This window comes from Pseudoxanthomonas kaohsiungensis, from assembly GCF_010211765.1.
Taxonomy (GTDB): Bacteria; Pseudomonadota; Gammaproteobacteria; order Xanthomonadales; family Xanthomonadaceae; genus Pseudoxanthomonas; species Pseudoxanthomonas kaohsiungensis.
The window spans coordinates 522,629-544,566 of sequence record NZ_PDWO01000001.1; the positions used below are offsets into that span (position 1 = coordinate 522,629).

General features: G+C 68.5%; 16 protein-coding genes. 8 read left to right on the forward strand and 8 right to left on the reverse strand.

What is annotated here, in order from left to right:
- Window positions 1–46: 46 nt before the first annotated feature.
- Window positions 47–2,257: a TonB-dependent receptor gene (locus tag CSC66_RS02380; RefSeq protein ID WP_162375755.1), complete on the reverse strand. Its 2,211-nt coding sequence runs from the start codon at window positions 2,255–2,257 to the stop codon at window positions 47–49.
- Window positions 2,258–2,427: 170 nt separating this feature from the next.
- On the opposite strand from CSC66_RS02380, the gene CSC66_RS02385 reads away from it, so the two are divergent.
- The gene (locus CSC66_RS02385; protein WP_162375756.1) at window positions 2,428–3,831 is read left to right on the forward strand and encodes a GntP family permease; all 1,404 of its coding nucleotides are present in this window, start codon (window positions 2,428–2,430) and stop codon (window positions 3,829–3,831) included.
- A gap of 174 nt (window positions 3,832–4,005) precedes the next feature.
- Here CSC66_RS02385 and CSC66_RS02390 read toward each other — a convergent pair whose 3' ends face one another.
- From CSC66_RS02390 to CSC66_RS02415, 7 genes are all read right to left on the reverse strand, one after another.
- A complete protein-coding gene (locus CSC66_RS02390; protein WP_162375808.1) occupies window positions 4,006–4,713 on the reverse strand; it encodes a murein L,D-transpeptidase catalytic domain family protein in 708 nt (235 codons plus the stop codon).
- Between the two features lie 147 nt (window positions 4,714–4,860).
- The gene (locus CSC66_RS02395; RefSeq protein ID WP_162375757.1) at window positions 4,861–5,961 is read right to left on the reverse strand and encodes a L,D-transpeptidase; all 1,101 of its coding nucleotides are present in this window, start codon (window positions 5,959–5,961) and stop codon (window positions 4,861–4,863) included.
- A 177-nt stretch (window positions 5,962–6,138) separates the two neighbouring features.
- On the reverse strand, window positions 6,139–7,428 hold the full coding sequence (thrC, locus tag CSC66_RS02400) for a threonine synthase (RefSeq protein WP_162375758.1): 1,290 nt from the start codon (window positions 7,426–7,428) through the stop codon (window positions 6,139–6,141).
- Between the two features lie 385 nt (window positions 7,429–7,813).
- Window positions 7,814–8,752, reverse strand: coding sequence for a homoserine kinase (locus tag CSC66_RS02405; RefSeq protein WP_162375759.1), 939 nt, complete (start codon window positions 8,750–8,752; stop codon window positions 7,814–7,816).
- Window positions 8,749–11,277 (reverse strand): bifunctional aspartate kinase/homoserine dehydrogenase I, encoded by a 2,529-nt coding sequence (gene thrA / locus CSC66_RS02410; protein ID WP_162375760.1) that lies wholly within the window; start codon window positions 11,275–11,277, stop codon window positions 8,749–8,751. Before thrA ends, CSC66_RS02405 begins: the two co-directional genes overlap by 4 nt.
- Before the next feature lie 88 nt (window positions 11,278–11,365).
- Window positions 11,366–11,491 (reverse strand): hypothetical protein, encoded by a 126-nt coding sequence (locus tag CSC66_RS17680; protein WP_274381848.1) that lies wholly within the window; start codon window positions 11,489–11,491, stop codon window positions 11,366–11,368.
- 475 nt (window positions 11,492–11,966) lie between these two features.
- Complete coding sequence (locus CSC66_RS02415; protein ID WP_162375761.1) at window positions 11,967–12,119, reverse strand: hypothetical protein; 153 nt, start codon at window positions 12,117–12,119, stop codon at window positions 11,967–11,969.
- A 276-nt stretch (window positions 12,120–12,395) separates the two neighbouring features.
- Here CSC66_RS02415 and CSC66_RS02420 point away from each other — a divergent pair, with 276 nt between their 5' ends.
- The 7 genes from CSC66_RS02420 (at window position 12,396) to CSC66_RS02450 (ending at window position 21,087) form a co-directional block, all read left to right on the forward strand.
- Window positions 12,396–13,646, forward strand: a complete 1,251-nt coding sequence (locus CSC66_RS02420) for a TolC family protein (RefSeq protein WP_162375762.1) — start codon at window positions 12,396–12,398, stop codon at window positions 13,644–13,646.
- The gene (locus CSC66_RS02425; protein ID WP_162375763.1) at window positions 13,643–14,878 is read left to right on the forward strand and encodes a biotin/lipoyl-containing protein; all 1,236 of its coding nucleotides are present in this window, start codon (window positions 13,643–13,645) and stop codon (window positions 14,876–14,878) included. Before CSC66_RS02420 ends, CSC66_RS02425 begins: the two co-directional genes overlap by 4 nt.
- Before the next feature lie 9 nt (window positions 14,879–14,887).
- Window positions 14,888–18,058, forward strand: coding sequence for an efflux RND transporter permease subunit (locus CSC66_RS02430; protein WP_162375764.1), 3,171 nt, complete (start codon window positions 14,888–14,890; stop codon window positions 18,056–18,058).
- A 95-nt stretch (window positions 18,059–18,153) separates the two neighbouring features.
- A complete protein-coding gene (locus tag CSC66_RS02435) occupies window positions 18,154–18,792 on the forward strand; it encodes a HupE/UreJ family protein (RefSeq protein ID WP_379655899.1) in 639 nt (212 codons plus the stop codon).
- An 11-nt stretch (window positions 18,793–18,803) separates the two neighbouring features.
- Window positions 18,804–19,448 carry a hypothetical protein gene (locus CSC66_RS02440; protein ID WP_162375766.1) on the forward strand — a complete coding sequence of 215 codons (645 nt, stop codon included), beginning with the start codon at window positions 18,804–18,806 and terminating at the stop codon, window positions 19,446–19,448.
- A gap of 75 nt (window positions 19,449–19,523) precedes the next feature.
- Window positions 19,524–19,778: a hypothetical protein gene (locus tag CSC66_RS02445; protein WP_162375767.1), complete on the forward strand. Its 255-nt coding sequence runs from the start codon at window positions 19,524–19,526 to the stop codon at window positions 19,776–19,778.
- 85 nt (window positions 19,779–19,863) lie between these two features.
- Complete coding sequence (locus CSC66_RS02450) at window positions 19,864–21,087, forward strand: MFS transporter (protein ID WP_162375768.1); 1,224 nt, start codon at window positions 19,864–19,866, stop codon at window positions 21,085–21,087.
- The last annotated feature ends 851 nt before the right edge of the window (window positions 21,088–21,938 follow it).

The following is a 21,938-nucleotide window of genomic DNA, read 5'->3' on the forward strand; positions in this document are numbered from 1 at the left end:
GCCGAAGCCCGCCGCCGTGCCCTGTAGCGGAGAGGGGACGCCGCGGTCAGAAGTCGTAGCGCGCCATCAGGCTGTACTGGCGCGGCGGCCCGTAGAAGCCGGTCAGCACGCCATAGGCGGCGATGTTGTAGCCGGTGGTCCGGTACTCCTCGTCGGCCAGGTTGGTGCCCTGCAGCGACAGCGTCCAGGCGTCGTTGACGTTCCAGATCACGCCCGCGTTGACCAGGCCGTAGCCGTCCTGCTTGATCGCCGGGCTCAGGTCGGTGGTCGGCCAGACCTCGCTCTGGTAGGCGTAGGTCACCCGCGCCGAGAGGTTGCCGCCATTGTCCAGCGCGGTCCGCCATTCGGCGTTGAGCGCGCCGGAGAACTCCGGGGCGTTGGTGAAGTACTGCGAGTCGGCGATGTTGACGCCGCCGCTGATGAACTCGTCGTACTCGGCGTCCAGCCAGGCCAGGTTGCCGCTGATCAGCCAGTGCTCGGTCGGCAGGAACTGGTATTCCACCTCCACGCCCTGGACCGTGCCCTTGCCGGCGTTGGTGAAGTCGCCGAAGAAGCTCTGGCTGCCGTTGGGCAGCGTGTACGACGTGAACACCGACAGCTGGATGTCCTCGTACTGGTTGTAGAAGTACGCCAGGTTGAGGAACATCCGCTGGTCGAGGAACGACATCTTGCTGCCGATCTCGTAGCTGTCGACCTGCTCGTCCTGGAACGGCTCGCCCGAACGCGGCACCGCGGTGGTGTTGGCGCGGATGTTGTAGCCGCCGGACTTGAAGCCGCGACTGAAGGACAGGTAGCCCATGATGTCCGGCGTGAACTGGTAGTCCAGCGAGGCCTTGGGCGAGAAGTTCTTGAAGTTGACCGTCTTGTCGAAGTTGGCGGCCGTGCCCCAGGCGGTGGTGTACTCCGGGGTGGTGTAGAACCGGTTCAGCGCCACGGCGTGCTTGTCCTCGTCGGTGTAGCGCGCGCCGACGTCGAGCTTCAGCTGGTCGGTCAGGTCGAAGGTCCAGTCGGCGTACGCGGCAATACTGCTGGTATTGACGTAGCCCTGGGTGTCGCCGAACAGCGGGTTGGTCAGCGCCGGCGGCGCCAGCGGGTTCGAGAAATAGTTCAGCACCTGGCCACCGGCGTCGCCGTTGAACCAGTACAGGCCCATCACGCCGCGGGCGCGGCCGCCGGCGTCGAAGTTGGCCTGCAGCTCGTTGCTGACCTGCTCGTCGTAGTAGAACGCCTCCACGTCGACCAGCTTGAGCGGCGTGGTGTCGAAGTCGATCATCGTATGCGTGTCGGACTCGCGCTTGGCGATCACGTACTTCAGCGCCCAGTCTTCGTCCAGGTGCCAGTTCACCGTCATCGACGCCCCCTTCATGGTGGTGTCGTTGACGTTGCCCATGCCGCTGCGGATGTCGTAGCGGTCGTCCAGCGGCGGGTACGCCGGTGCCAGCGGGTTGGGCGCCAGCATCTTGGCGCCGCGCACGCCGGACTGGTCGTCCATCCAGTCCAGCGAGAACTGCACGTCGAAGTCCTCGCTGGCGAAAGCACCGAACTGGGCGCGCACCGCGTTGATCTCCTTGTCGCTGACCGGCTGGTCGTTGGCCAGGTTCTCGCCGAAGCCGTCGCGGGTCATGCTCGCCACCGCGATCCGGCCGCGCAGCACGCCGTCGCCGATCGAGCCGCCGATGCCCGCCTTGGCGTCCAGCTGGTTGTAGTTGCCCACGGTGAGCGAGGCGAAGCCCGCGGTCTCCTCGCGCAGGCCGCGCGAGATGTACTTGATCGCGCCGCCGATGGTGTTCTTGCCGTACAGCGTGCCCTGCGGGCCGCGCAGCACCTCGATCCGCTCCACGTCAAACACGTCCAGCAGGGCGCCCTGCGGACGGGCGATGTAGACGTCGTCCAGGTAGATGCCCACGCCGGGGTCCACGCCCCACAGCGGATCGGCCTGGCCGATGCCGCGGATGTAGGCGGTGACCGTGCTGGTGGAGCCGCGGGCGGCGTAGATGGTCAGGTTCGGCACCTGGCTGTCCAGGTCGCCCAAGTCCTTGATGTTGAGGGTGTCCAGCGCCTCGGGCGTGAACGCGGTCACCGCGACCGGGACGTCCTGCAGGGTTTCCTCGCGCTTGCGCGCGGTCACCGTGACCGTGTCCAGCTGGGTGGCCTTGACCTCGGCCGGGCTCCCGCCCGTTTCCTCCTGCGACCAGGCCGGCATGGCCGGGGCCACCAGCACGACACCGATCGCCAGGCTCAGATACTTGCGCTTCATTCTGTCCCCTCCTCCCAAAGTGCAGACATGGCGGCGGGCACATGCCGCCGATGCTGCGCATCCTGCGGGAAGCGCCGCGGCCGCGGCATCGTCCGTTGGTACAGTGGGCCGCGCCCGGATCGCTGCGGATACTGCCCCGCATCCGCCATGGGAGGCGGGCGGGGTCCGCGATGTCGTTGTTGATCGTGCTGGCGGCGCTGGCATTCCTGATGGTGGTGGCCTACCGCGGCTACAGCGTGATCCTGTTCGCCCCGGTCGCGGCGATGGGTGCGGTGCTGCTGACCGACCCGTCGCTGGTCGCGCCGATGTTCACCGGCCTGTTCATGGACAAGATGGTCGGCTTCCTGAAGCTGTACTTCCCGGTGTTCCTGCTGGGCGCGGTGTTCGGCAAGCTGATCGAGATGTCGGGCTTCTCCAAGTCGATCGTGGCCGCGACCATCAAGCTGGTCGGCGCGCAGCGGGCGATCCTGTCGATCGTGCTGGTCTGCGCGGTGCTGACCTACGGCGGCGTGTCGCTGTTCGTGGTGGTGTTCGCGGTCTACCCGTTCGCCGCCGAGCTGTTCCGCCAGAGCGACATCCCCAAGCGCCTGATCCCCGGCACGATTGCCTTGGGCGCGTTCACCTTCACCATGGACGCGCTGCCCGGCACGCCGCAGATCCAGAACATCATCCCGACCGCGTTCTTCGGCACCACCGCGTGGGCCGCACCGGTGCTGGGCACGCTCGGCGGCGTGTTCATCCTGGCGCTGGGCATGACCTACCTGGAGTGGCGCCGGCGGGTGGCGGTGCGCAACGGCGACGGCTACGCCAGCGGGGTGGAGCTGCGCAACGAACCCGAACCGTTCCGCGGCGACCGCCTGGCCCATCCCTTCATCGCGGTCCTGCCGCTGCTGCTGGTCGGCGTGGCCAATTTCCTGTTCACCCGCTGGATCCCGCAGCTGTACGGGGCCTCGCACGAGTTCGTGCCCTCGGTGATCGGCAACCCCGCACCGGTGGTGCAGGACGTGGCCAGGATCGCCGCGATCTGGGCGGTCCAGGGCGCGCTGCTGGTCGGCATCCTGACCGTGCTCGCATTCGCCTGGAAGCCGGTCGCGGCGAGCTTCGCCGAAGGCACGAAGAGCGCGGTCAACGGCGCGATGCTGGCCTCGATGAACACCGCGTCCGAGTACGGCTTCGGCGCGGTGATCGCCGCCCTGCCCGGCTTCCTGGTGGTGGCCGACGCGCTGGGCGCGATCCCCAACCCGCTGGTCAACCAGGCCGTGTCGATCACCGTGCTCGCCGGCATCACCGGCTCGGCGTCCGGCGGCCTGAGCATCGCCCTGGCGGCGATGGGCGACACCTTCATCGCCAATGCGCAGGCCTACGGCATCCCGATGGACGTGCTGCACCGGGTCGCCTCGATGGCCTCCGGCGGCATGGACACCCTGCCGCACAACGGCGCGGTGATCACCCTGCTGGCCGTCACCGGGCTGACCCACCGCCAGTCCTACAAGGACATCTTCGCCATCACGATCATCAAGACCCTGGCGGTGTTCTTCATCATCGCCGTGTTCTACGCCACCGGCTGGGTCTGACCTGCAACGCGGGGCTCGCCCCGCTGCTGTTCGGCCCCGGCGCACGTAGAGCGGGGCTTGCCCCGCTGCTGTTCGGCCTTAACGCCCGTAGAGCGGGGCTTGCCCCGCTGCGTTCGTGCGAGATCAACGGCAGCGGGGCAAGCCCCGCTCTACAAGAGCCTTCGGAATAAGCCGTCAATGCGCGCTGGCAGGCGCGTTCGATGCGGCGTGCACGGCCGGCGCGGGCCCACCGCCGCAATCGCCGCTGAGCAGGCGCGAGCGCTGCAGCCAGTCGCGGTCCGGGTAGTAGGCGAAGACGAACGTGCCGTCGCGGAGCGAATCGATCAGCGGCCGCGCCACCGCAGGTCGCACCGCCGGGCAGCCCAGGCTGCGGCCCAGCCGGCCCTGCAGTTTCGCCGCGGCCGGATTCACGTAGGGCGCGCCGTGGATGACGATGGCGCGGTCGCGGGCGCGGTCGTTGAAGCCGGGTTCCAGGCCACGCAACCGCAACGAGTAGCCGTTGCCGCCCATGTAGGTCTCCTGCGCGGTGAATCCACCCAGGCTGGTCATGTAGCTGCCGTCGCGGTTGGAGAAGCGCGCGGTGAGGTTCTCGCCGCTGTTGCGCCCGTGCGCCACCCACTCCTCGAACAGCAGCTTCTGCCGGGCCAGGTCGAAGATCCACAGCCGCGGCTCGGTCGAGGGTCGCGAGTAGTCGATGACGCCCAGCCGCTGCGGATCGACGCCGAACTCCGGGTGGCGCAAGGCGCAGGACATCGCCCGTGCCGCCAGCGCCAGGACCTCCCGGCTGGCCGCCGGCGCCGCTTCCGCCAGCACGCCGGCCAGGTGGTCGGGGACGGCCCGGTCGGGCGTCGGAACGTGGGCCACGGTCGCCGGGGGCGGCATGGCCGATCGGTGGGATGACGGATTGCCGGCGGCCGGCACCAGCAGGGGAACAAGGGCCAGCCAGCGGGCCGCGGGAACCGGGGTCGACTTCATGCGCACGCACGTCCAGGGAAACAGGCACCGGCCCGACGCATGCCCGACCCGCACTCAGGAGTTTGGACCATCCCCGTCCGATTCCAACACCGGCTGCGGCTGCTGTTCAGCGTCCAGCGGGCGCATCGCCGGCAGGTCGGTGACCAGCACCGTGGTGCCGGGGACCAGGACGTCGTACAGGCGCCGGCCGAAGTCCGGCGGCAGCCGCACCGGCAGGCTCGGCCGCTCGAGCAGGTCGACGGGAGCCGCGGACGCAGCGGCAGCGCTGCCCGCGCCCGCGCTCTGCGGACCTGCATCCGCGAGGATGGGATACGCGGTCCAGCGGTGGCCCGGGCGGGCCGGATCCAGCACGCTGGCATTGGCGCCCATGCCCTCGCCCATCACGAACAGGGTCGTGCCGTGGAAGCCCAGGTCCCCGTCCAGCAGCTCCAGCGGCGCCTCGCCGATCGGCACGCCGCCGCGCAGCACGTAGACGCGCTTGTCCGACAGGCTCACGACCACGCCGACCTGGCCGGCCGGGGCGAGCGTGTCGTCCCAGCTGTAGCCCGGGCCGCCCGCTTCGGGCACCGCCAGCGGCAGGCCCTTGGCCGAGACCGGCGCCAGTACCGCCGGATACACCAGCGTGGTCGGCGCGGCGCGCGCGTCCGATACCACCACCGTGTCGCCGTTGCGGGTGATGCCGAACAGCTTGGCTGCGAACGGATGCGGCAGGCGCACGCAGCCGTGCGAGGCCGGGTAGCCCGGCAGCGCGCCGCCATGCAGGGCGATGCCGTCCCAGGTCAGCCGCTGCATGTAGGGCATCGGCGCGTTGTTGTAGAGGTTGGACTTGTGGTCCTTGTTCTTCTGCAGGATGGTGAACACGCCGGTCGGCGTGTCCTTGCCCTGCTTGCCCGAACTGATCGTCGACACGCCGATGGCGATGCCGTTGCGGTAGACGTAGGCGCGCTGCTCGTCGAGGCTGACCACCAGGACCACCGGCCCCTCCGGCGCGATCTCCGGATGCCAGAGGAATTCGCCGGGCTTGAGGTCCAGCGGACCGCGCGGCGCGTCCTGGGCCAGCGCCATGGTGGCGGCGAGCAGCAGCGAGGCGGCCAGGGCACGCAGCAGGCGGCGCGTGCGGGTGGGTTCGAACGTGCTGCCGGACCGTGGTGCCATGCGTCCTCCGGAGTGTGCCGCCCGGGGGCACGAGGTGCGTGCGCTGCGGGCGGCGTGGCTGACGGCGATCCTAGTGCAGGCGGCGCGGGCAGGCCATGGGTGCCTGGTCACCTCGCCCCCCTCGTCCGTGCCCGGGTTGCGGGCCATCACCCTCGCGGGCCGCAAGCGCGGCCGGCCTCAGCCCAGCAGGTGCGCCTGCAGCGCGGCGTACTCCGGCGGCACCGGCGTGGCCTGGGCTGGCCGGGCGAGCAGCTCGGCCAACGCCGGCGGCACTTCGACCGCATGGCCGACCAGCGGCTCGACCACCGATTCGAACTTGGCCGGATGCGCGGTGGCGGCCACCGCCCAGTCGCCGTCCACGCCGTCGGCGCGCAGCGTCTCCAGCACGTGCACGGCAGTGGCGGTGTGCGGGCAGAACACCTCGCCGTACTGCTGCCAGCGCGAGCGGATCGTGGCGCGGATGGTCTCGTCGTCCACGGCAATGGCGGTATATGCGGCGCGCAATGCCGCATCGTCGCCGGCGTAGAGCCAGCGCAGGCGCTCGAAGTTGCTCGGCGCGCCCACGTCCATCGCATTGGCCAGGGTCGCCACGCTGGCGCGCGGCGCGTAGTCGTCGCCGGCGAAGTAGTCCGGCAGCACCGTGTTGGCGTTGGTCGCCAGCACGATCCGGCCGATCGGCACGCCCTGCGCGCGGGCCAGGATCGCGGCCATCGCATTGCCCAGGTTGCCGGTGGGGATGACGAAGTTGAGCTCGCGGCCGGTCGCGGCGCGATGCGACAGCGCCGCGTGCGCGTAGTAGCTCATCTGCGGCAGCAGCCGGCCCAGGCTGATGCTGTTGGCCGAACTGAGCGGCACCTGTGCCTGCAGTTCCGCGTCGTTGAGCGCGCGCTTGACCAGCGCCTGGCAATCGTCGAACGAACCGGCCACCCGCAGCGCGGTGACGTTGCCGCCGAAGCAGCCCAGCTGGTGCGCCTGCCGCGGCGACACGCGCCCGTCCGGGTACAGCACCACCACGCGGAGGCCCGGCTGGCCGTGGAAGGCGGCGGCCACCGCCGCGCCGGTATCGCCGGAGGTGGCAACCAGGATGGTCAGCGGCCGAGGGGCACCGCGGCGGATGCGCGCCAGGCAGGCAGCGAGGAAGCGCGCACCCACGTCCTTGAACGCCGCGGTCCGGCCGTGGAACAGCTCCAGCACGTGGTCGCCCGGCGTGGCCAGCGGCTCGAGCGGCACCGGGAAGTCGAACGCCTCGCGGCAGATCGCCTCCAGCTCCGGCGCCAGCGCGTCGCCCTCGAAGAACGGCGCCAGCAACGTGGCAGTGGTGGCGGCCAGGTCCGCGCCGGCCTCCAGGTTGCGCGCGACCGGCAGCTTCTCCGGCACGTAGAGCCCGCCATCGGGCGCCAGCCCGGCAGCGATGGCGTCACTGAGCGAACTGGCGGGGGAATTGTTGCGGGTGGAAATGAAGTTCATGGCGTCCCATCGGTTTGAAGGTTCGACAGGCCTTTGATCGAGCGCCGTCGATGTTGCATCCACTTATGCACTTACAGTCGCACTCGCCGTTGCCGTTGCCGTTGCCGTTGATCTTCGCTCTTGACCTTCCCCGCCGGTAAAGCGAGCCGAGCATCGCAGGACGACGGGGCCGAAGAGCTGCCCTTGTCTGAGCGCAGCGAGTTTGGGCAGCGTGCCCCGTCGTCCGAGAAGCACAGGGAACCGGCCGGCGCAGCCGGGCGGACCGCGTCCCCGGCTGTGCTTTCTTTTGGTTACTTTTCTTTGCACAAACAAAGAAAAGTAACTCGCGCGGCAGCGCGAACCCCGCCTTACGCAGCCACGCGGCCACGCGGCCACGCAAAAACCCTCACAACAACACCGCCCCCGCACTATCCACCGCCGACACCCATGCCTGGCTCTCGAACCCGGCCGCCGCGAAAGCCGCCTGCACCGCCGGCGCGGCCGCTTCCGCCCGCTCCCGCGACTCGAACCACGCGAACACGCTCGGCCCGGCGCCGGAAATGCTCGCGCCCATCGCCCCGGCCTCCAGCGCCGCCGCCTTGGCCGCGTCGAACCCGGCGATCAACGGCGCACGCCGCGGCTCCACCAGCACGTCGCGCAAGCCGGCGCGCACCAAATGCGCATCGCCGGCATGGCAGCCGGCCAGCACCAGGGCCAGGTTCGCGCTCTGCGCCACGAACTCCTTCAGCTCGTAGCTGCCGGCCAGCGCCTCGCGCGCGCGGCGTGTTTCCAGCACCGCCTCCGGATGCACCAGCAGGCTGTGCCAGCTTTCAGGCACGGGAATCCGCACCAGGCGGTCGGCCGTGGCCAGCACCAGCCCACCGAGCAGCATCGGCCCGAGGTTGTCGCCGTGGCGGCCGCCGCTGGCCACCGCCTCGCCGGCCAGCGCGAACGGATACAGCGCCTGCCGCGGCAGCGGCGCATCGAGCAGCGCGTTGGCCGCCACCAGCGCGGCCACGCACGAGGCGGCCGAGCCGCCCATGCCCGAGCCCAGCGCGATGCCCTTGTCGATCTCGATCTCGAACCCGAACGGCAGCGCCAGCGCCTCGCGCATCGCCAGCAATGCGGCACCGGCGGTGTTGCGTTCGGCCTCCAGCGGCAACGGGAACGGCGCGCCGCGGATCGCCGCGATCCGCACCTGCGGCTCGTCGATGCGCCGCGCGGTGACGGTGTCGCCGACCCCGGCCAAGGGATGGCCGAGGATGTCGAACCCCACCGCGACATTGCCGACCGAGGCCGGCGAAAACGCCCTCGCCTGCCGCTGCGCGCCCGTCGCTGCGCTCACAGGCGCGCCCCGCGCCCGGCCGCCACCCGCAGCAGGTCGGCGAACACGCCGGCAGCGGTGACCTCCGGCCCGGCGCCGGGGCCCTGCACGATCAGCGGGTTCTCGCAGTAGCGGCGGGTGGTGAACTGGACGATGTTGTCGGTCAGGCGCAGGTTGGCGAACGCATGCTCGCGCGGCAGTTCGACCAGGCCGACGCTGGCGCGGCCGTCGGCATCGAGCCGGGCCACGTAGCGCAGTACCTGGCCGGCGGCATGGGCCGAGGCCAGCCGCGCGGCGAACGCCGCGTCCACTTCCTGCAGCCGCGCCATGAAGTCCTCCACGCTGGACTGGCGCAGCGATTCGGGCACCAGGCTCTCGACCTCCACGTCCTCCAGGCTCAGCGCGCGCCCGGCCTCGCGCACCAGGATCACCAGCTTGCGCGCCACGTCGGTGCCGGACAGGTCGTCGCGCGGGTCCGGCTCGGTGTAGCCCAGCGCGCGCGCTTCGGTCACCAGGTGCGAGAACGGCACGCTGCCGTCGTACTTGTTGAACAGCCAGGCCAGGGTGCCGGAGAAGATGCCCTCGATCGAGGTCACCGCGTCACCGGTGTCGAGCAGGTCGCGCAGCGTGGAGATCACCGGCAGGCCGGCGCCGACGGTGGCCTCGTAGCGGAAGCGCGCGCCGCTGGCCGCGGCCGCTTCGCGGATCGCCGCGTAGCGGTCCATCGGCCCGGCGCCGGCCTGCTTGTTCGGGGTGACCACGTGGATGCCGGCGGCCAGCCATTGCGGGTAGCGGTCGGCGACCTCCGGGCTGGCGCTGCAGTCGACGATCACCACGTGCGGCAGGTGCGAGTCGAGCAGGTGCGCGGTGAAGCGGTCCAGGTCGGCCGGCTCGCTGGTGGCCTGGAAGCGGCCGCGCCAGTCGCCCTCGATGCCGCGCGGGTCCAGCAGCTGGCGCCCGCGCGAGGCGATCGCGCGCAGGCGCAGGTCGAGGTTGGCGCGCTCGAGCAGGCCACCGCGCGCGGCCAGGAGCTGGTCCAGCAGGGTCGCGCCGACGTTGCCCGGGCCGATCACGCCGACCGCGAAGGTCTGCGGCGACAGGTAGAAGCCGGCATGCGCCGCGCGCAGCGCACGGGTGGCATGGTCGCTGTCGATCGCCACCGAGATGTTGCGCTCCGAGGAGCCCTGGGCTATCGCGCGGATGTTGACCTGGGCCCGGCCCAGCGACTCGAACAGGCGCGCGGCCACGCCGGGCTGGCCGGCCATGCCGTCGCCGACCGCGGCCAGCACGCTGATCCCCGGCACCTGCTGCACGCGCTGCACCTGGCCCACGGTGAGTTCGTGGGCGAAGGCGTTGACCAGCGCGGCCTGCGCGCGGTCGGCATCCTCCTGCTTGACCACGCAGCAGATCGAATGCTCCGAGGAGCCCTGCGAGATCATCACCACCGACACCTTGGCGTTGCGCAGCGCGGCGAACACGCGCTCGGCCGTGCCCGGCACGCCGATCAGGCCGGTGCCTTCCAGGTTCACCAGGGCCAGGTTCGGGCTCAGGGTCAGGCCCTTCACCGGGCCGCTGAAATCGCGCTCGGAGGTGATGCGCGTGCCGGGGTGCTCCGGCTGGAAGGTGTTGCGGATGATGATCGGCAGGCCGCGCTCGATCGCCGGCGACATGGTCTGCGGGTGCACGACCTTGGCGCCGAAGTAGGCCAGTTCGCAGGCCTCGTCGTAGCTGAGCGATTCCAGCTGCACCGCTTCGGGCACCACCCGCGGGTCGGCCGAGAGCACGCCGTCGACGTCGGTCCAGATGTGCAGTTCGTCGGCCTCGAACAGCGCGGCGAAGATCGCGCCGGAGTAGTCGCTGCCGTTGCGGCCCAGGGTGGTGATCCGGTCCTGCGCATCACGGGCGACGAAGCCGGTGGCCACCACCCGCGCCTGCGGGTTGAGCTGGCGCCAGCGCGCCAGCCGCTGCGCGCTCAGCTCCCAGTCCACGTCCACGCCCAGCTCGCCATGGCTGACCACCAGCACCTCGCGCGCGTCGAGCACCGCGCAGTCCTCGCCCAGCGAGCGCAGGTGCTCGCCCAGCAGCCTGGCCGAGAACACCTCGCCCTGCCCCTGCACCCGCTGCAGGACCTCGCCCGGCAGCCCGCCGATCACGCTCAGCGCGCCCAGCACCTGGGCCAGTTCGTCGAAGCGCTGGTCCAGCCACTCCACCGCCGGCCCGGCGTGCTCGGCCAGCAGCGCCACGGCCGCGCCGCGATGGCGCGCGCGCAGCTCGTGCCAGCGCTCGCGCCATTCCGGGGTCGTCGCGCCGACCGGGGTGGCCGCGGCCAGCTCGGCCAGTTCGATCAGCGCATCGGTCACGCCCTTCATCGCCGACACCACGGCGACCTGCACCGACTCGCCGCGCGCCAGCAGCAGCTGGGCGACATGGCGGTAGCGTTCGGCGTCGGCCACCGAGGTACCGCCGAACTTGTGCACGACGGTACGCGCCGGTGCGACGGCGCCTGCGGCGGGACGGGCTTGTGCTTCTACGGCATGCGACGGCATGGAGGACCTCGGTCAGGGAGGCCCCGCGCGCATCCGGTGGCGGGTCGCCCCGCTACCTGATCCAGGTGCGGGGCCGTGGTTTCGCGGGTTACACGAAGACGACGGACCGCACCGGGCGGGTAATACCGGTGGCGGTGATGGTGGTAATGCCGATGATCGATGCGCACGCCTGCCGCGGCCCCTTGGGCGGACGCTGGCTGGCGTTGGCATTCATCTTCGACATGCTGCCAAGAGGACACGACCGCACGGGGGACTGTCAAGTGTTGCGGCGCCACATGCGCGGATTTTTTACGTTGCGAAAGAAACAGTTAGCGGCGGGACGGGGAAAGCCGGCGTGCGCGGCGGCGCTCGGACGCCTTGAATGCGCCGCTATGTCGTGGAAGTGTTTCCGACCAGCCGTCGGGATCGGGACGCTCGTGAGGCTTCGTCCGAGGTGCCCACTGCTGAACCGTAAGGAACGACCGCATGGGCGTAGAGGAACTGCCAGGCGTCGACTCGGCCCATCGCGACGCACACCTTGCACCCTGGCGTCGATCGCTCTTTAACGTCAGATCGAGATGTAAGTAATGTCTGCTTTCGGCAAAAGGACACGGTGGCTCTCCGCGTGCTGGGACATCTTGTCATTCGACAGGCCGCCACAATGGCGCTAGCCTGATGTAGTGAGCCCTTCCGCGCCCTCAATCGCCTCCCTACTGCGTGCCGGTTTCCTGGCACTGCTGGTATTGGGGCTGTTGGTGCGGCCTGTGCTCAACCAGATCGGGGGTGTGCATAGCCTTGTGCACGCGGCGTCTGAAGCTGCCGACCACGGCCTTGCCCACGATCACGGCCACGATCACGGCCATTCGGGTGACTCTGACCCGCAGCCGGATACGGACCATACCAAGGGTGCCCACGGCTTGATGCACCAGGCCGATGCCGGCAGTGCGAGCGGCATCCTGGCCAGCTGGCACATGGCTGACGAGCGGTCTTCTGGCATCGCGCCGGCGGCTGTGGAAAGGCCGGCCCCACCCTCCAAGCAACCCAGCTCTCCGTTCCGACCTCCGATCGTCTGACGCCCGTGCAGGCCCCGTGCGGGCCTGTCCATTGCTGTCGTCCTGTCGATCACATGGAGGTCCTCCGTGACTTTGCGTCTGTTGTGGGTCCTGGCCTTGGCCGGGACCTGCGGCGCGGTGCCGTGCGCACGCGCCGCTGAACCCTTGCGTCTGGAGCAGGCGATTGCCCGCGCTCTGGACTCCAATCCCCTGGTGGCGGCCGAGTCGGCCCAGTTGCAGGCCGTGGAAGCACGTGCCCGCCGCGAAGGTATGGCGCCCCAGTTCACTCTTGGCGGCGAGCTTGAAAACGTCGCCGGTACCGGCACGCTCAGCGGCATGGATTCGGCCGAATCCACCCTGCGCATCGGCCGGATCATCGAGCTGGGCGGCAAGCGCGCAGCCCGGCAGGCACTCGGCGCAGCCGAAGTCGACCAGCAACAGAACGCCATCTGGAGCGCGCGCCTGGACATGACCCAGCGCACCGCGGGGCGGTTCATCGAGGTCGTGCTGGACCAGAAGCGGCTGGAGTTTGCCGAGCAGCGCGTGGCCCAGTCCGAGCGTACCCGCCGCGAGGTAGCCTCGTGGGTCCAGGCCGCGCGCAATCCGGAGTCGGACCTGGCCGCGGCCGACATCGCGCTGGCCACGGCCGAACTCGAACGCGAACACGCCGAACACGAGTTGGCCAGTGCGCGTAATGCCCTGGCGGCAACCTGGGGAGGCACTGCCGCCGACTTCGGGCAAGCCCAGGGCGAACTCGAAGCACTGCCGCCGCTGCCGGAGTTCGAAGCGCTGGCCGCCCGGCTGCCCGATACCGACGAGCAACATGCGCTGCAGCTGGAAGCACGCACCATTGCCGCCCGTCGCAAAGTCGCCGAGGCCAGTGCCCGTCCGGACGTGAATGTCTCGCTCGGCGTGCGCCGGCTCGAGGCGTTCGACGACCAGGGCCTGGTAATGTCGGTGGCGGTCCCGCTCGGTAGCCGGCCACGCGCCAACCTGGCCATCGCCGAAGCCGACGCCCAGCTCGCGGCGGTCGAAGCGCGCCAGCAGGCCGGCCAGTCCGAGCGCCGGCAGGAGCTGTTCGAGCGTTACCAGGAGCTGCGGCACGCGCGGACCGAGGTCGAAGCCCTTACCAGCCGGATGCTGCCCAAGGCCGAGCAGGCCCTGGCACTGACCCGGCGTGGCTTCGAAGCCGGCCGATTCTCCTTCCTGTCGCTCTCGCAGGCGCAGCAGACCCTCTTCGAACTGCGTGGGCGACTCGTCGAAGCCTACGCCCGCTACCACACCCTGATGGTCGAGGTGGACCGCCTCACCGCCATCCCGCAGGACACCACTCCATGAACCGTCTGATCACAGCCCTGCTGCTCACCCTTTCACTGGCGGCCTGCCAGCGCGATACGCCCGCCGCCGAGGGTGGTGAGGGAACCGCCGCCGCCGCGCCCGCCGGCGATTACGAACGCGGCCCGCACCGTGGCCGGATGCTGCGCGATGGCGATTTCGCCCTCGAGGTCACCATCTTCGAAACCAACGTGCCGCCGCAGTTCCGCCTCTACGCCTATCAGGACGGCAAGCCCCTGCCGGCCGACAGTGTCGTGCCGACCATCACCCTCAAGCGTCTCGATGGTGAGAACAACGTGTTCACCTTCAAGCCCGAAGGCGAGTTCCTGACCGGCAGCGGCACGGTCACCGAGCCGCATTCGTTCGACGTGGAAGTCACCGCCGAACATGCCGGCAAGAAGCATCGCTGGGATTACGCTTCCTACGAAGGCCGGACGTCTATCGCCGCCGACGCCGCCCGCCAGGCCGGCGTGGTGGTCGAGCCGGCCGGCGCGGCGACCATCCGCGAGACCGTCCAGTTGATGGGCAATGTCGCCGTCGATGCCAACCGCCTGGCCGAGGTGAAGGCACGCTTTCCCGGTGTCGTCAGGTCGGTCCACGTCCAGCAGGGCGACGCGGTCAAGCGCGGCCAGACGCTGGTGACGGTCGAGGGCAACGACAGCATGCGGACCTATCCGGTCACCGCCCCGTTCGATGGCGTGGTCCTCAACCGCTTCACCAATGTCGGCGACGTGGCCGACGGCAACACGCTGGTCGAAGTCGCCAACCTTGCGGACGTGTGGGTGGAACTGCGCGCGATCGGCGCCGATGCGGAGAAGATCGCGGCCGGTCAACCCGTCCGGATCACCTCGGCCACCGGCGAGAAGAGCGTGGACGGCACCCTGGCCAGCCTGCTTCCGCTCGCGTCGGGCCAGAGCGTGGTCGCCCGCGCCAGCATTCCCAATCCGGACGGACGCTGGAGGCCAGGCATGGCGGTCTCGGCCGAGGTCACGGTGGACTCGAAAGAAGTGCCGCTGGCGGTGAAGGAATCCGGATTGCAGCGGTTCCGCGATTTCACCGTGGTGTTCGCCCAGGTCGATGACACCTACGAGGTGCGAATGCTGGAGCTGGGCGCGCGCGACGGAGAGTACGCCGAAGTGCTGGGTGGCCTGAAGCCGGGCACTGCCTATGTCTCCGAGCAGAGCTTCCTGATCAAGGCCGACGTCGACAAGTCCGGCGCCAGCCACGACCACTGAGGATCCGACATGCTGGAACGAATCATACGAGCCGCGATCGCGCATCGCTGGCTGGTTCTGCTGCTGGTGCTGGCGGTATCGGCACTGGGCGTGTGGAGCTACGGCCGGCTGCCGATCGACGCGGTACCGGACATCACCAATGTCCAGGTGCAGGTCAACAGCGAAGCACCCGGCTATTCGCCCCTGGAGGCCGAACAGCGGGTGACTTTCCCCATCGAAACCGCCCTGGCCGGCATGGCCGGCATGCAGTACACACGCTCCATCTCGCGCTATGGCCTGTCCCAGGTCACGGTGGTGTTCGAGGATGGAACCGACATCTATTTCGCCCGACAGCAGGTTAGCGAGCGGCTGCAACAAGCCGCATCGCAGCTGCCGGCTGGCGTGAAGCCCTCGCTGGGACCGGTCGCCACCGGCCTGGGCGAGATCTTCATGTACACGGTGGAAGCGGATGCCGGTGCACTCAAGGCCGATGGCACGCCATGGACGCCGACCGACCTGCGCACGTTGCAGGACTGGGTGATCCGGCCACAGTTGCGCAACCTCAAGGGCGTCACCGAGGTCAACACCATCGGCGGCAACGTCCGCCAGTTCCACATCACGCCCGATCCGGCCAAGCTCATTGCGTTCGACCTGACCGTGGATGACCTGCTGTCGGCGGTGGAGCGGAACAACGCAAGCACCGGCGCTGGCTACATCGAACGGGGTGGTGAGCAGAACCTGATCCGCATCCCGGGCCAGATCGGCGATGAGGCTGGGCTACGCGAGGTGGTCGTGGCGATGCGCGACGGCTTGCCGCTTCGCGTCAGCGACGTGGCCGATGTCCATGAAGGCTCGGAGCTGCGGACTGGTGCTGCGACCAAGGATGGGCACGAGGTGGTCCTGGGCACGGTGTTCATGCTGGTCGGCGAGAACAGCCGCGAAGTGGCCCAGCGCGCCGGCGAGAAGCTCAAGCTGATCGATGCCGGGTTGCCGGACGGCGTGTCCGCCAAGGCCATCTACGACCGCACCAACCTGGTCGACCGCAGCATCGCCACGGTCCGCAAGAACCTGCTCGAAGGCGCCTTGCTGGTGGTGGTGGTGTTGTTCCTGCTGCTCGGTAATATCCGCGCCGCGCTCATCACTGCTGCGGTGATCCCGGTGGCGATGCTGCTGACGATCACCGGCATGGTCCAAAACCGCGTCTCGGCCAACCTGATGAGCCTGGGTGCGCTGGACTTCGGCCTGATCGTCGACGGTGCAGTCATCATCGTGGAGAACTGCCTTCGCCGCTTCGGTGAACGCCAGCACCAGCTCGGTCGCCTGCTGACCCGCGAGGAACGGTTCGACCTAACTGCCGTGGCCAGCGCCGAGGTGATCAAGCCGAGCCTGTTCGGCCTGTTCATCATCGCGGCGGTATACCTGCCGATCTTCGCCCTCACCGGCGTGGAGGGCAAAACCTTCCACCCGATGGCGATCACGGTGGTAATGGCCCTCACCGCGGCTATGGTGCTTTCCCTGACCTTCGTCCCGGCGGCGGTGGCGCTGTTCGTCACCGGCAAGGTGGAGGAAAAGGAGACCCGGGTCATGCGGGCGCTCTCCAGCGTGTACGCACCACTGCTGGAGAAGGTGCTCGCGATGCGCGTGGCCGTCGTGGCCAGTGCCGCCGTCCTGGTGGTGCTGTGCGGCTTGCTCGCCACCCGTCTTGGCACCGAGTTCATCCCCAACCTGGATGAAGGCGACATTGCCTTGCACGCGCTGCGCATCCCGGGCACGAGCCTGACCCAGGCCATCAAGATGCAGGAGCAGCTGGAATCTAGGATCAAGCAGTTCCCGGAGGTCGACAAGGTGGTGGCCAAGATCGGTACCGCCGAAGTCGCCACCGACCCGATGCCGCCGTCAGTGGCCGATACGTTCGTCCTGCTGAAGGACCGCAGCGAATGGCCGGATCCGCGCAAGTCAAAGGCCACCCTGGTCGCCGAACTCGAAGAGGCCGTCCGCAAGGTTCCCGGCAACAACTACGAGTTCACCCAGCCGGTCCAGATGCGCATGAACGAACTCATCGCCGGTGTCCGTGCCGAAGTGGCGGTGAAGGTGTTCGGCGACGACATGGAGCAGCTGGAGGCGATCGGCTCGCAGGTGGAAGACCTGGCCGCCCGCATCGAAGGCAACGCCGACGTCAAGCTCGAGCAGGTGACCGGACTTCCGCTGCTGGTGATCGACCCGGATCGCGCTGCGTTGGCGCGTTACGGCTTGTCGGTCGCCGATGTCCAGGGCACGGTCGCCGCGGCGCTGGGCGGCGCCAATGCCGGGCAGCTGTTCGAAGGCGATCGCCGCTTCGACATCATCGTTCGCTTGCCCGAAGGCAAACGCCAAGACTTGAAGGTGCTGGCTGCACTTCCGATCGCAGTGCCGTCGCAGGACGGGCAGAGCGCAGGCGCCGACTCCATGCCACGCACGGTGCCGCTCAACGCGGTCGCGAGCATCGCTATCGAACTGGGTCCCAACCAGGTCAGCCGGGAGAACGGAAAGCGCCGCGTCGTCGTCACCTCCAACGTGCGTGGCCGCGACCTGGGTTCGTTCGTGGAGGAACTGCAGGAGCGCGTCGCTGCCGAAGTGGAGATGCCGGAAGGCTACTGGATCGAATATGGCGGTACGTTCCAGCAGCTGATCTCGGCCAGCCAACGGTTGACGGTGGTCGTGCCGGTGGTCCTGCTGATGATCTTCGGGCTGCTGTTCATGGCCTTCGGCTCGGGGCGCGATGCGACCATTGTCTTCACCGGCGTGCCGCTGGCGCTCACCGGCGGCGTCCTCGCCCTGTGGCTGCGGGGCATTCCGTTCTCTATCTCCGCCGGCGTGGGCTTCATCGCGCTGTCGGGCGTGGCGGTCCTCAACGGCCTGGTGATGGTGAGCTTCATCCGCAAGCTCTGGCAGGACGGACGGGGCCTGCATGACGCGATCGTCGAGGGCGCGCTCACGCGACTGCGTCCGGTGCTGATGACCGCTCTGGTGGCCAGCCTGGGCTTCGTGCCCATGGCGATCAACGTCGGCACCGGCGCGGAAGTCCAGCGGCCGCTGGCCACCGTGGTCATCGGAGGAATCATCTCCTCGACGCTTCTCACCCTGCTGGTCCTGCCGGCGCTGTACCGCCTCATCCATCGCGAGCGCAGTGCCGCTGCCGTATCCGCTGCGGAGATGGCATGAATCCGCACCCTGTCTATCAATCCAAGGAGTTCGACTTGCTTTCCAAGCACAGACCCGGGCGATGGTCGCCCTTGATCCTCCTCATGTTGACGCTGATGCCTTTGCTGGCTTGGGCGCATGGCGTCAGCGGTGGTGACCAGGCTTTCCTTGAACAGAACTCCGGGCCCCAGCCCTTGCTGTTCCTGTACCTGGGCGCCAAGCACATGGTGACCGGCTACGACCACATCCTGTTCCTGTTCGGCGTGGTGTTCTTCCTGTATCGGATGTGGGACGTGGCGATCTACGTCACGCTGTTCTCGATCGGCCACAGCATCACGCTGTTGATCGGCGTGCTGGGCGGCTTCCACGTCAATCCGTACATCATCGACGCAATCATCGGCCTGTCGGTCGTCTACAAGGCATTGGACAACCTCGGCGCGTTCCGCAAGTGGTTCGGGTTCCAACCCAACACCAAGGTCGCCGTGCTGGTGTTCGGCCTGTTCCATGGGCTCGGGCTGGCTACCAAACTGCAGGACCTGCAGCTGTCGGAGGATGGGTTGGTGACCAACATCCTGGCCTTCAACGTCGGTGTCGAGGTCGGCCAGCTGATGGCCTTGGCCGCCATCCTGATCGTCATGGCCTTCTGGCGGCGCAGTCCGCGCTTCCTCAAGCAGGCCTTCGCCGCCAACACCGTGCTGATGACCGCCGGCTTCGTGCTGATTGGCTACCAGATCACCGGCTTCTTCGCTTCCTGACCGAGAGACCCATGTCGACCATTCCTAACTACGTACATCCCACCAACCGCCAGCTGATGCGGGCCACGCTCCTGTCACTGATCGTGGCTGGCCTGATCCTGGTCACGATCGTCCTTCCGGCCGAGTTCGGCATCGATCCCACCGGGATCGGCAAGCGCCTTGGGCTGACGACGCTGAGTGAGAGTGAAGCCCCGGCCGCCGTCGTTCCCGTTGCCGCACCGGCATCAGCCGACGAGGCCAAGCTCAACAGCCAGCTGGCTGCCCGGGCGCAGGCGACATTTGGTGCTTTCGACGGCCAGACGCTGGATGCCTCCGCGTTCTCCGCCAGCAGCGGTACGCCCCATCAGCAATCCTTCACCGTGACCCTCGAGCCGGGGAAGGGAGCGGAGGTGAAGGCCAAGCTCAAGGCCGGTGACGGCATGGTGTTCCACTGGGTTGCAAACGGCGACGTTGCGGTCGATATGCATGGCGAACGCCCAGAGGTGAAGAATGCCTGGACCACCTACGCCGTGGAAGCCGCGCAACGCGAATCGGCAGGCACCTTCATCGCGCCTTTCGAGGGAACCCATGGTTGGTTCTGGCAAAACCGTGGCACGCAACCGGTGACCGTCACCGTGGATGTGAGCGGATTTCAATCCGACCTGTACAAGCCTTGATGCGCATCTAGTGCATCGTTCTGCCGCACAAGCGGCCCCGTCCGGCGGTTGTTCCGCCACTATTGGAGAAGTTCCATGAAGCTCAACATGCTCGTTTGTGCCATGGCCCTCGGCCTGTCCGCTGCCGCCGCTCAAGCTCATGACCCGGCGTTGCACGATCCGGCCGAGACAACGGCCCCCTCCAAGCCCAAGGCCACCACCTGCGCCCAGCTCGCCGACTCGCGCTACTCGGCGGACGCCAGCGATCCGAAGGTGAAAGAGCTCAAGGCCCGCTGCGAGGCGGAGAAGAAGGCGGGCGAAAAAGCCGCTAACGCCAAGAAGCCGGTCTGATCGAACTGCCGGGCGGCGAATGCCGCCCGGCATCGGGCCGGACCATTCCAGCAAGCTCGCACCATGCCACTTCGGAAGCGCCACCATGCTTGAAGTGCTGCGTCACCCGCAATTCCGACGGCTGTTCACCGCCCAGCTCGTCGCACTGGTCGGCACCGGCTTGGCCACCGTCGCCCTTGCCTTGCTTGCCTACGATCTGGCCGGGCCGTCGGCCGGTGCAGTTCTGGGCACCGCGCTGGCAATCAAGATGGTGGTCTACGTCCTGCTGTCTCCCCTGTCCGGGGCGATGGTGCCGCTCAACCTGCGCAAGCCCGTACTCGTTGCTCTGGATCTGGTGCGCGCGGCTGTAGCGCTGACCCTGCCATTCGTGACCGAGATCTGGCAGGTCTATGTGCTCATCGCGCTACTGCAATCGGCATCAGCCTGCTTCACCCCGCTATTCCAAGCACTGATTCCCGAAATCCTCAAGGAGGAACGCGACTACACCCGCGCCCTGAGCCTGTCGCGGCTGGCCTACGACCTGGAGAGCCTGCTGAGCCCGGCACTGGCTGCAGCCCTACTTACCCTGGTCAGTTTCCATGGCCTGTTCGCCGGCACGTCGATCGGATTCGTCCTGTCGGCCGTGCTCGTCGTGACCACGGCCTTCCCGGTCGCGCAGGCGGCCTCGCGCACAGGCAGCCCTTACCACCGCGCCTTGCGCGGCATGCGCATCTACCTGCACACGCCCCGACTGCGCGGGCTGCTGGCGCTCAACCTCTGCGCTGCAGCCGGCGGCGCCATGGTGTTCGTCAATACGGTGGTGATCGTGCGCAGTGAGCTTGGCGGGGGGGAGCGCGAAGTCGCGTGGCTGCTTGCCGCCTTCGGCATCGGATCGATGCTGATGGCGCTGTCGTTGCCATGGGTGCTCGATCGCCGCTCCGATCGCCAGGTGATGCTCGTCGGCGGCGCCGCCATGGCGGCACTCCTGCTGGCGGCAGCGTCGTACTGGTTCGTATCCGGCGGCCATGTCCGCTGGTCACTCGTAGTCCCTACATGGACAGCGCTGGGACTTGCATATGCGGCGCTGGTCACGCCCGGTGGCCGGCTGCTTCGCCGGTCGGCAAGCGAAGAGGATCTGCCGTTCCTGTTCGCCGCGCAGTTCTCCCTGTCGCATGCGTGCTGGCTGATCGCGTACCCGCTGGCCGGGTGGATCGGCGCCAGATTCGGCTTGGCTGTGGCCCTGCTGGGCTTAGCCTCAATGGCAGTGCTGGGAACGCTGTTCGCCTCGATTACCTGGCGTCGCGGGGATGAACGGGTTTCCTCGGCCTGACCCAAGCCGATGGGCCCGAAGAAAGGAGCGCTCAACAACCCGCGTTCGATCAGGTCCCTGATGTCTGCTTTGGGTCGGAAGCGGACATCGAGCATCATTCCTTACAACGACCCAGCGGGGCGGACAGTGTTTCGGACGTCAGCGAGAGTCTGGCCATTCAGCACAGACCATGGCTGATTCCACAGCGGCCACCCATGGCGCTCGTCCGGGCCGTCGCCCAGCAGGACGCCGATCGCAATCGGTTGGGCGCCGGGTCCGGGGTCGCCGCACCGGAGCGCGGGCCTTTCCGGTCCGGACGGCGGGCTCGCAGGCCCGCGCGCAACGCTCCCGGCGTTGCGCGCAAGGCTTGGAGCTCCGGCGGCGGGGCTCTTTGGCTTGCGCGCAAGGCAGGCGAGCTCCGATCGCAAGGCTTTTCGCCTTGCGCGCAAGGCTCGCCAGTTTCTGCGCAAGGTAATTTGGCTTGCGCGCGAGGCTTTCTGCCTTGCGAACGCAAGGTTCCGGGGCTTGCGCGCAGGGCCCGGAGCGTCGCGCGCAAGCCTTTTTGCCTCGCGCGCAAGCCGGAAAGCCCCACGGCCGGAGCTCGCCGGCTCGCGTGCACGGCTCTGAAGGTCGTGTGCAAAGGCTTCGAGGCTTGTGCTCAAGGCTTAAGGACTTGATCGCGAGGCTGGGAGGCTTGCGCGCGGGGGCGCGGCAGCTCGACGACGGAACCGGGGGGCGGGGGCTGGGGGGGTGTCCGATTTTTTGTGTGCAGGGCAGTGATCAAGGTACTGCCCGCTCGATGCGGTCACCGAACAGTATCGCGAACTGGTTCATGGCGGCGGTCCAGTGGATCGGGGGCTTGTTCCAGATCG

What these genes read in the sequence shown, in the direction of transcription:
- CSC66_RS02380 (WP_162375755.1), bottom strand. Translation starts at nt 2,257, where the DNA reads ATGAAGCGCAAGTATCTGAGCCTGGCGATCGGTGTCGTGCTGGTGGCC.
- CSC66_RS02385 (WP_162375756.1), top strand. Translation starts at nt 2,428, where the DNA reads ATGTCGTTGTTGATCGTGCTGGCGGCGCTGGCATTCCTGATGGTGGTG.
- CSC66_RS02390 (WP_162375808.1), bottom strand. Translation starts at nt 4,713, where the DNA reads ATGCCGCCCCCGGCGACCGTGGCCCACGTTCCGACGCCCGACCGGGCC.
- CSC66_RS02395 (WP_162375757.1), bottom strand. Translation starts at nt 5,961, where the DNA reads ATGGCACCACGGTCCGGCAGCACGTTCGAACCCACCCGCACGCGCCGC.
- thrC (WP_162375758.1), bottom strand. Translation starts at nt 7,428, where the DNA reads ATGAACTTCATTTCCACCCGCAACAATTCCCCCGCCAGTTCGCTCAGT.
- thrA (WP_162375760.1), bottom strand. Translation starts at nt 11,277, where the DNA reads ATGCCGTCGCATGCCGTAGAAGCACAAGCCCGTCCCGCCGCAGGCGCC.
- CSC66_RS17680 (WP_274381848.1), bottom strand. Translation starts at nt 11,491, where the DNA reads ATGAATGCCAACGCCAGCCAGCGTCCGCCCAAGGGGCCGCGGCAGGCG.
- CSC66_RS02415 (WP_162375761.1), bottom strand. Translation starts at nt 12,119, where the DNA reads ATGGCCGTGATCGTGGCCGTGATCGTGGGCAAGGCCGTGGTCGGCAGC.
- CSC66_RS02425 (WP_162375763.1), top strand. Translation starts at nt 13,643, where the DNA reads ATGAACCGTCTGATCACAGCCCTGCTGCTCACCCTTTCACTGGCGGCC.
- CSC66_RS02430 (WP_162375764.1), top strand. Translation starts at nt 14,888, where the DNA reads ATGCTGGAACGAATCATACGAGCCGCGATCGCGCATCGCTGGCTGGTT.
- CSC66_RS02435 (WP_379655899.1), top strand. Translation starts at nt 18,154, where the DNA reads ATGCCTTTGCTGGCTTGGGCGCATGGCGTCAGCGGTGGTGACCAGGCT.
- CSC66_RS02440 (WP_162375766.1), top strand. Translation starts at nt 18,804, where the DNA reads ATGTCGACCATTCCTAACTACGTACATCCCACCAACCGCCAGCTGATG.
- CSC66_RS02445 (WP_162375767.1), top strand. Translation starts at nt 19,524, where the DNA reads ATGAAGCTCAACATGCTCGTTTGTGCCATGGCCCTCGGCCTGTCCGCT.
- CSC66_RS02450 (WP_162375768.1), top strand. Translation starts at nt 19,864, where the DNA reads ATGCTTGAAGTGCTGCGTCACCCGCAATTCCGACGGCTGTTCACCGCC.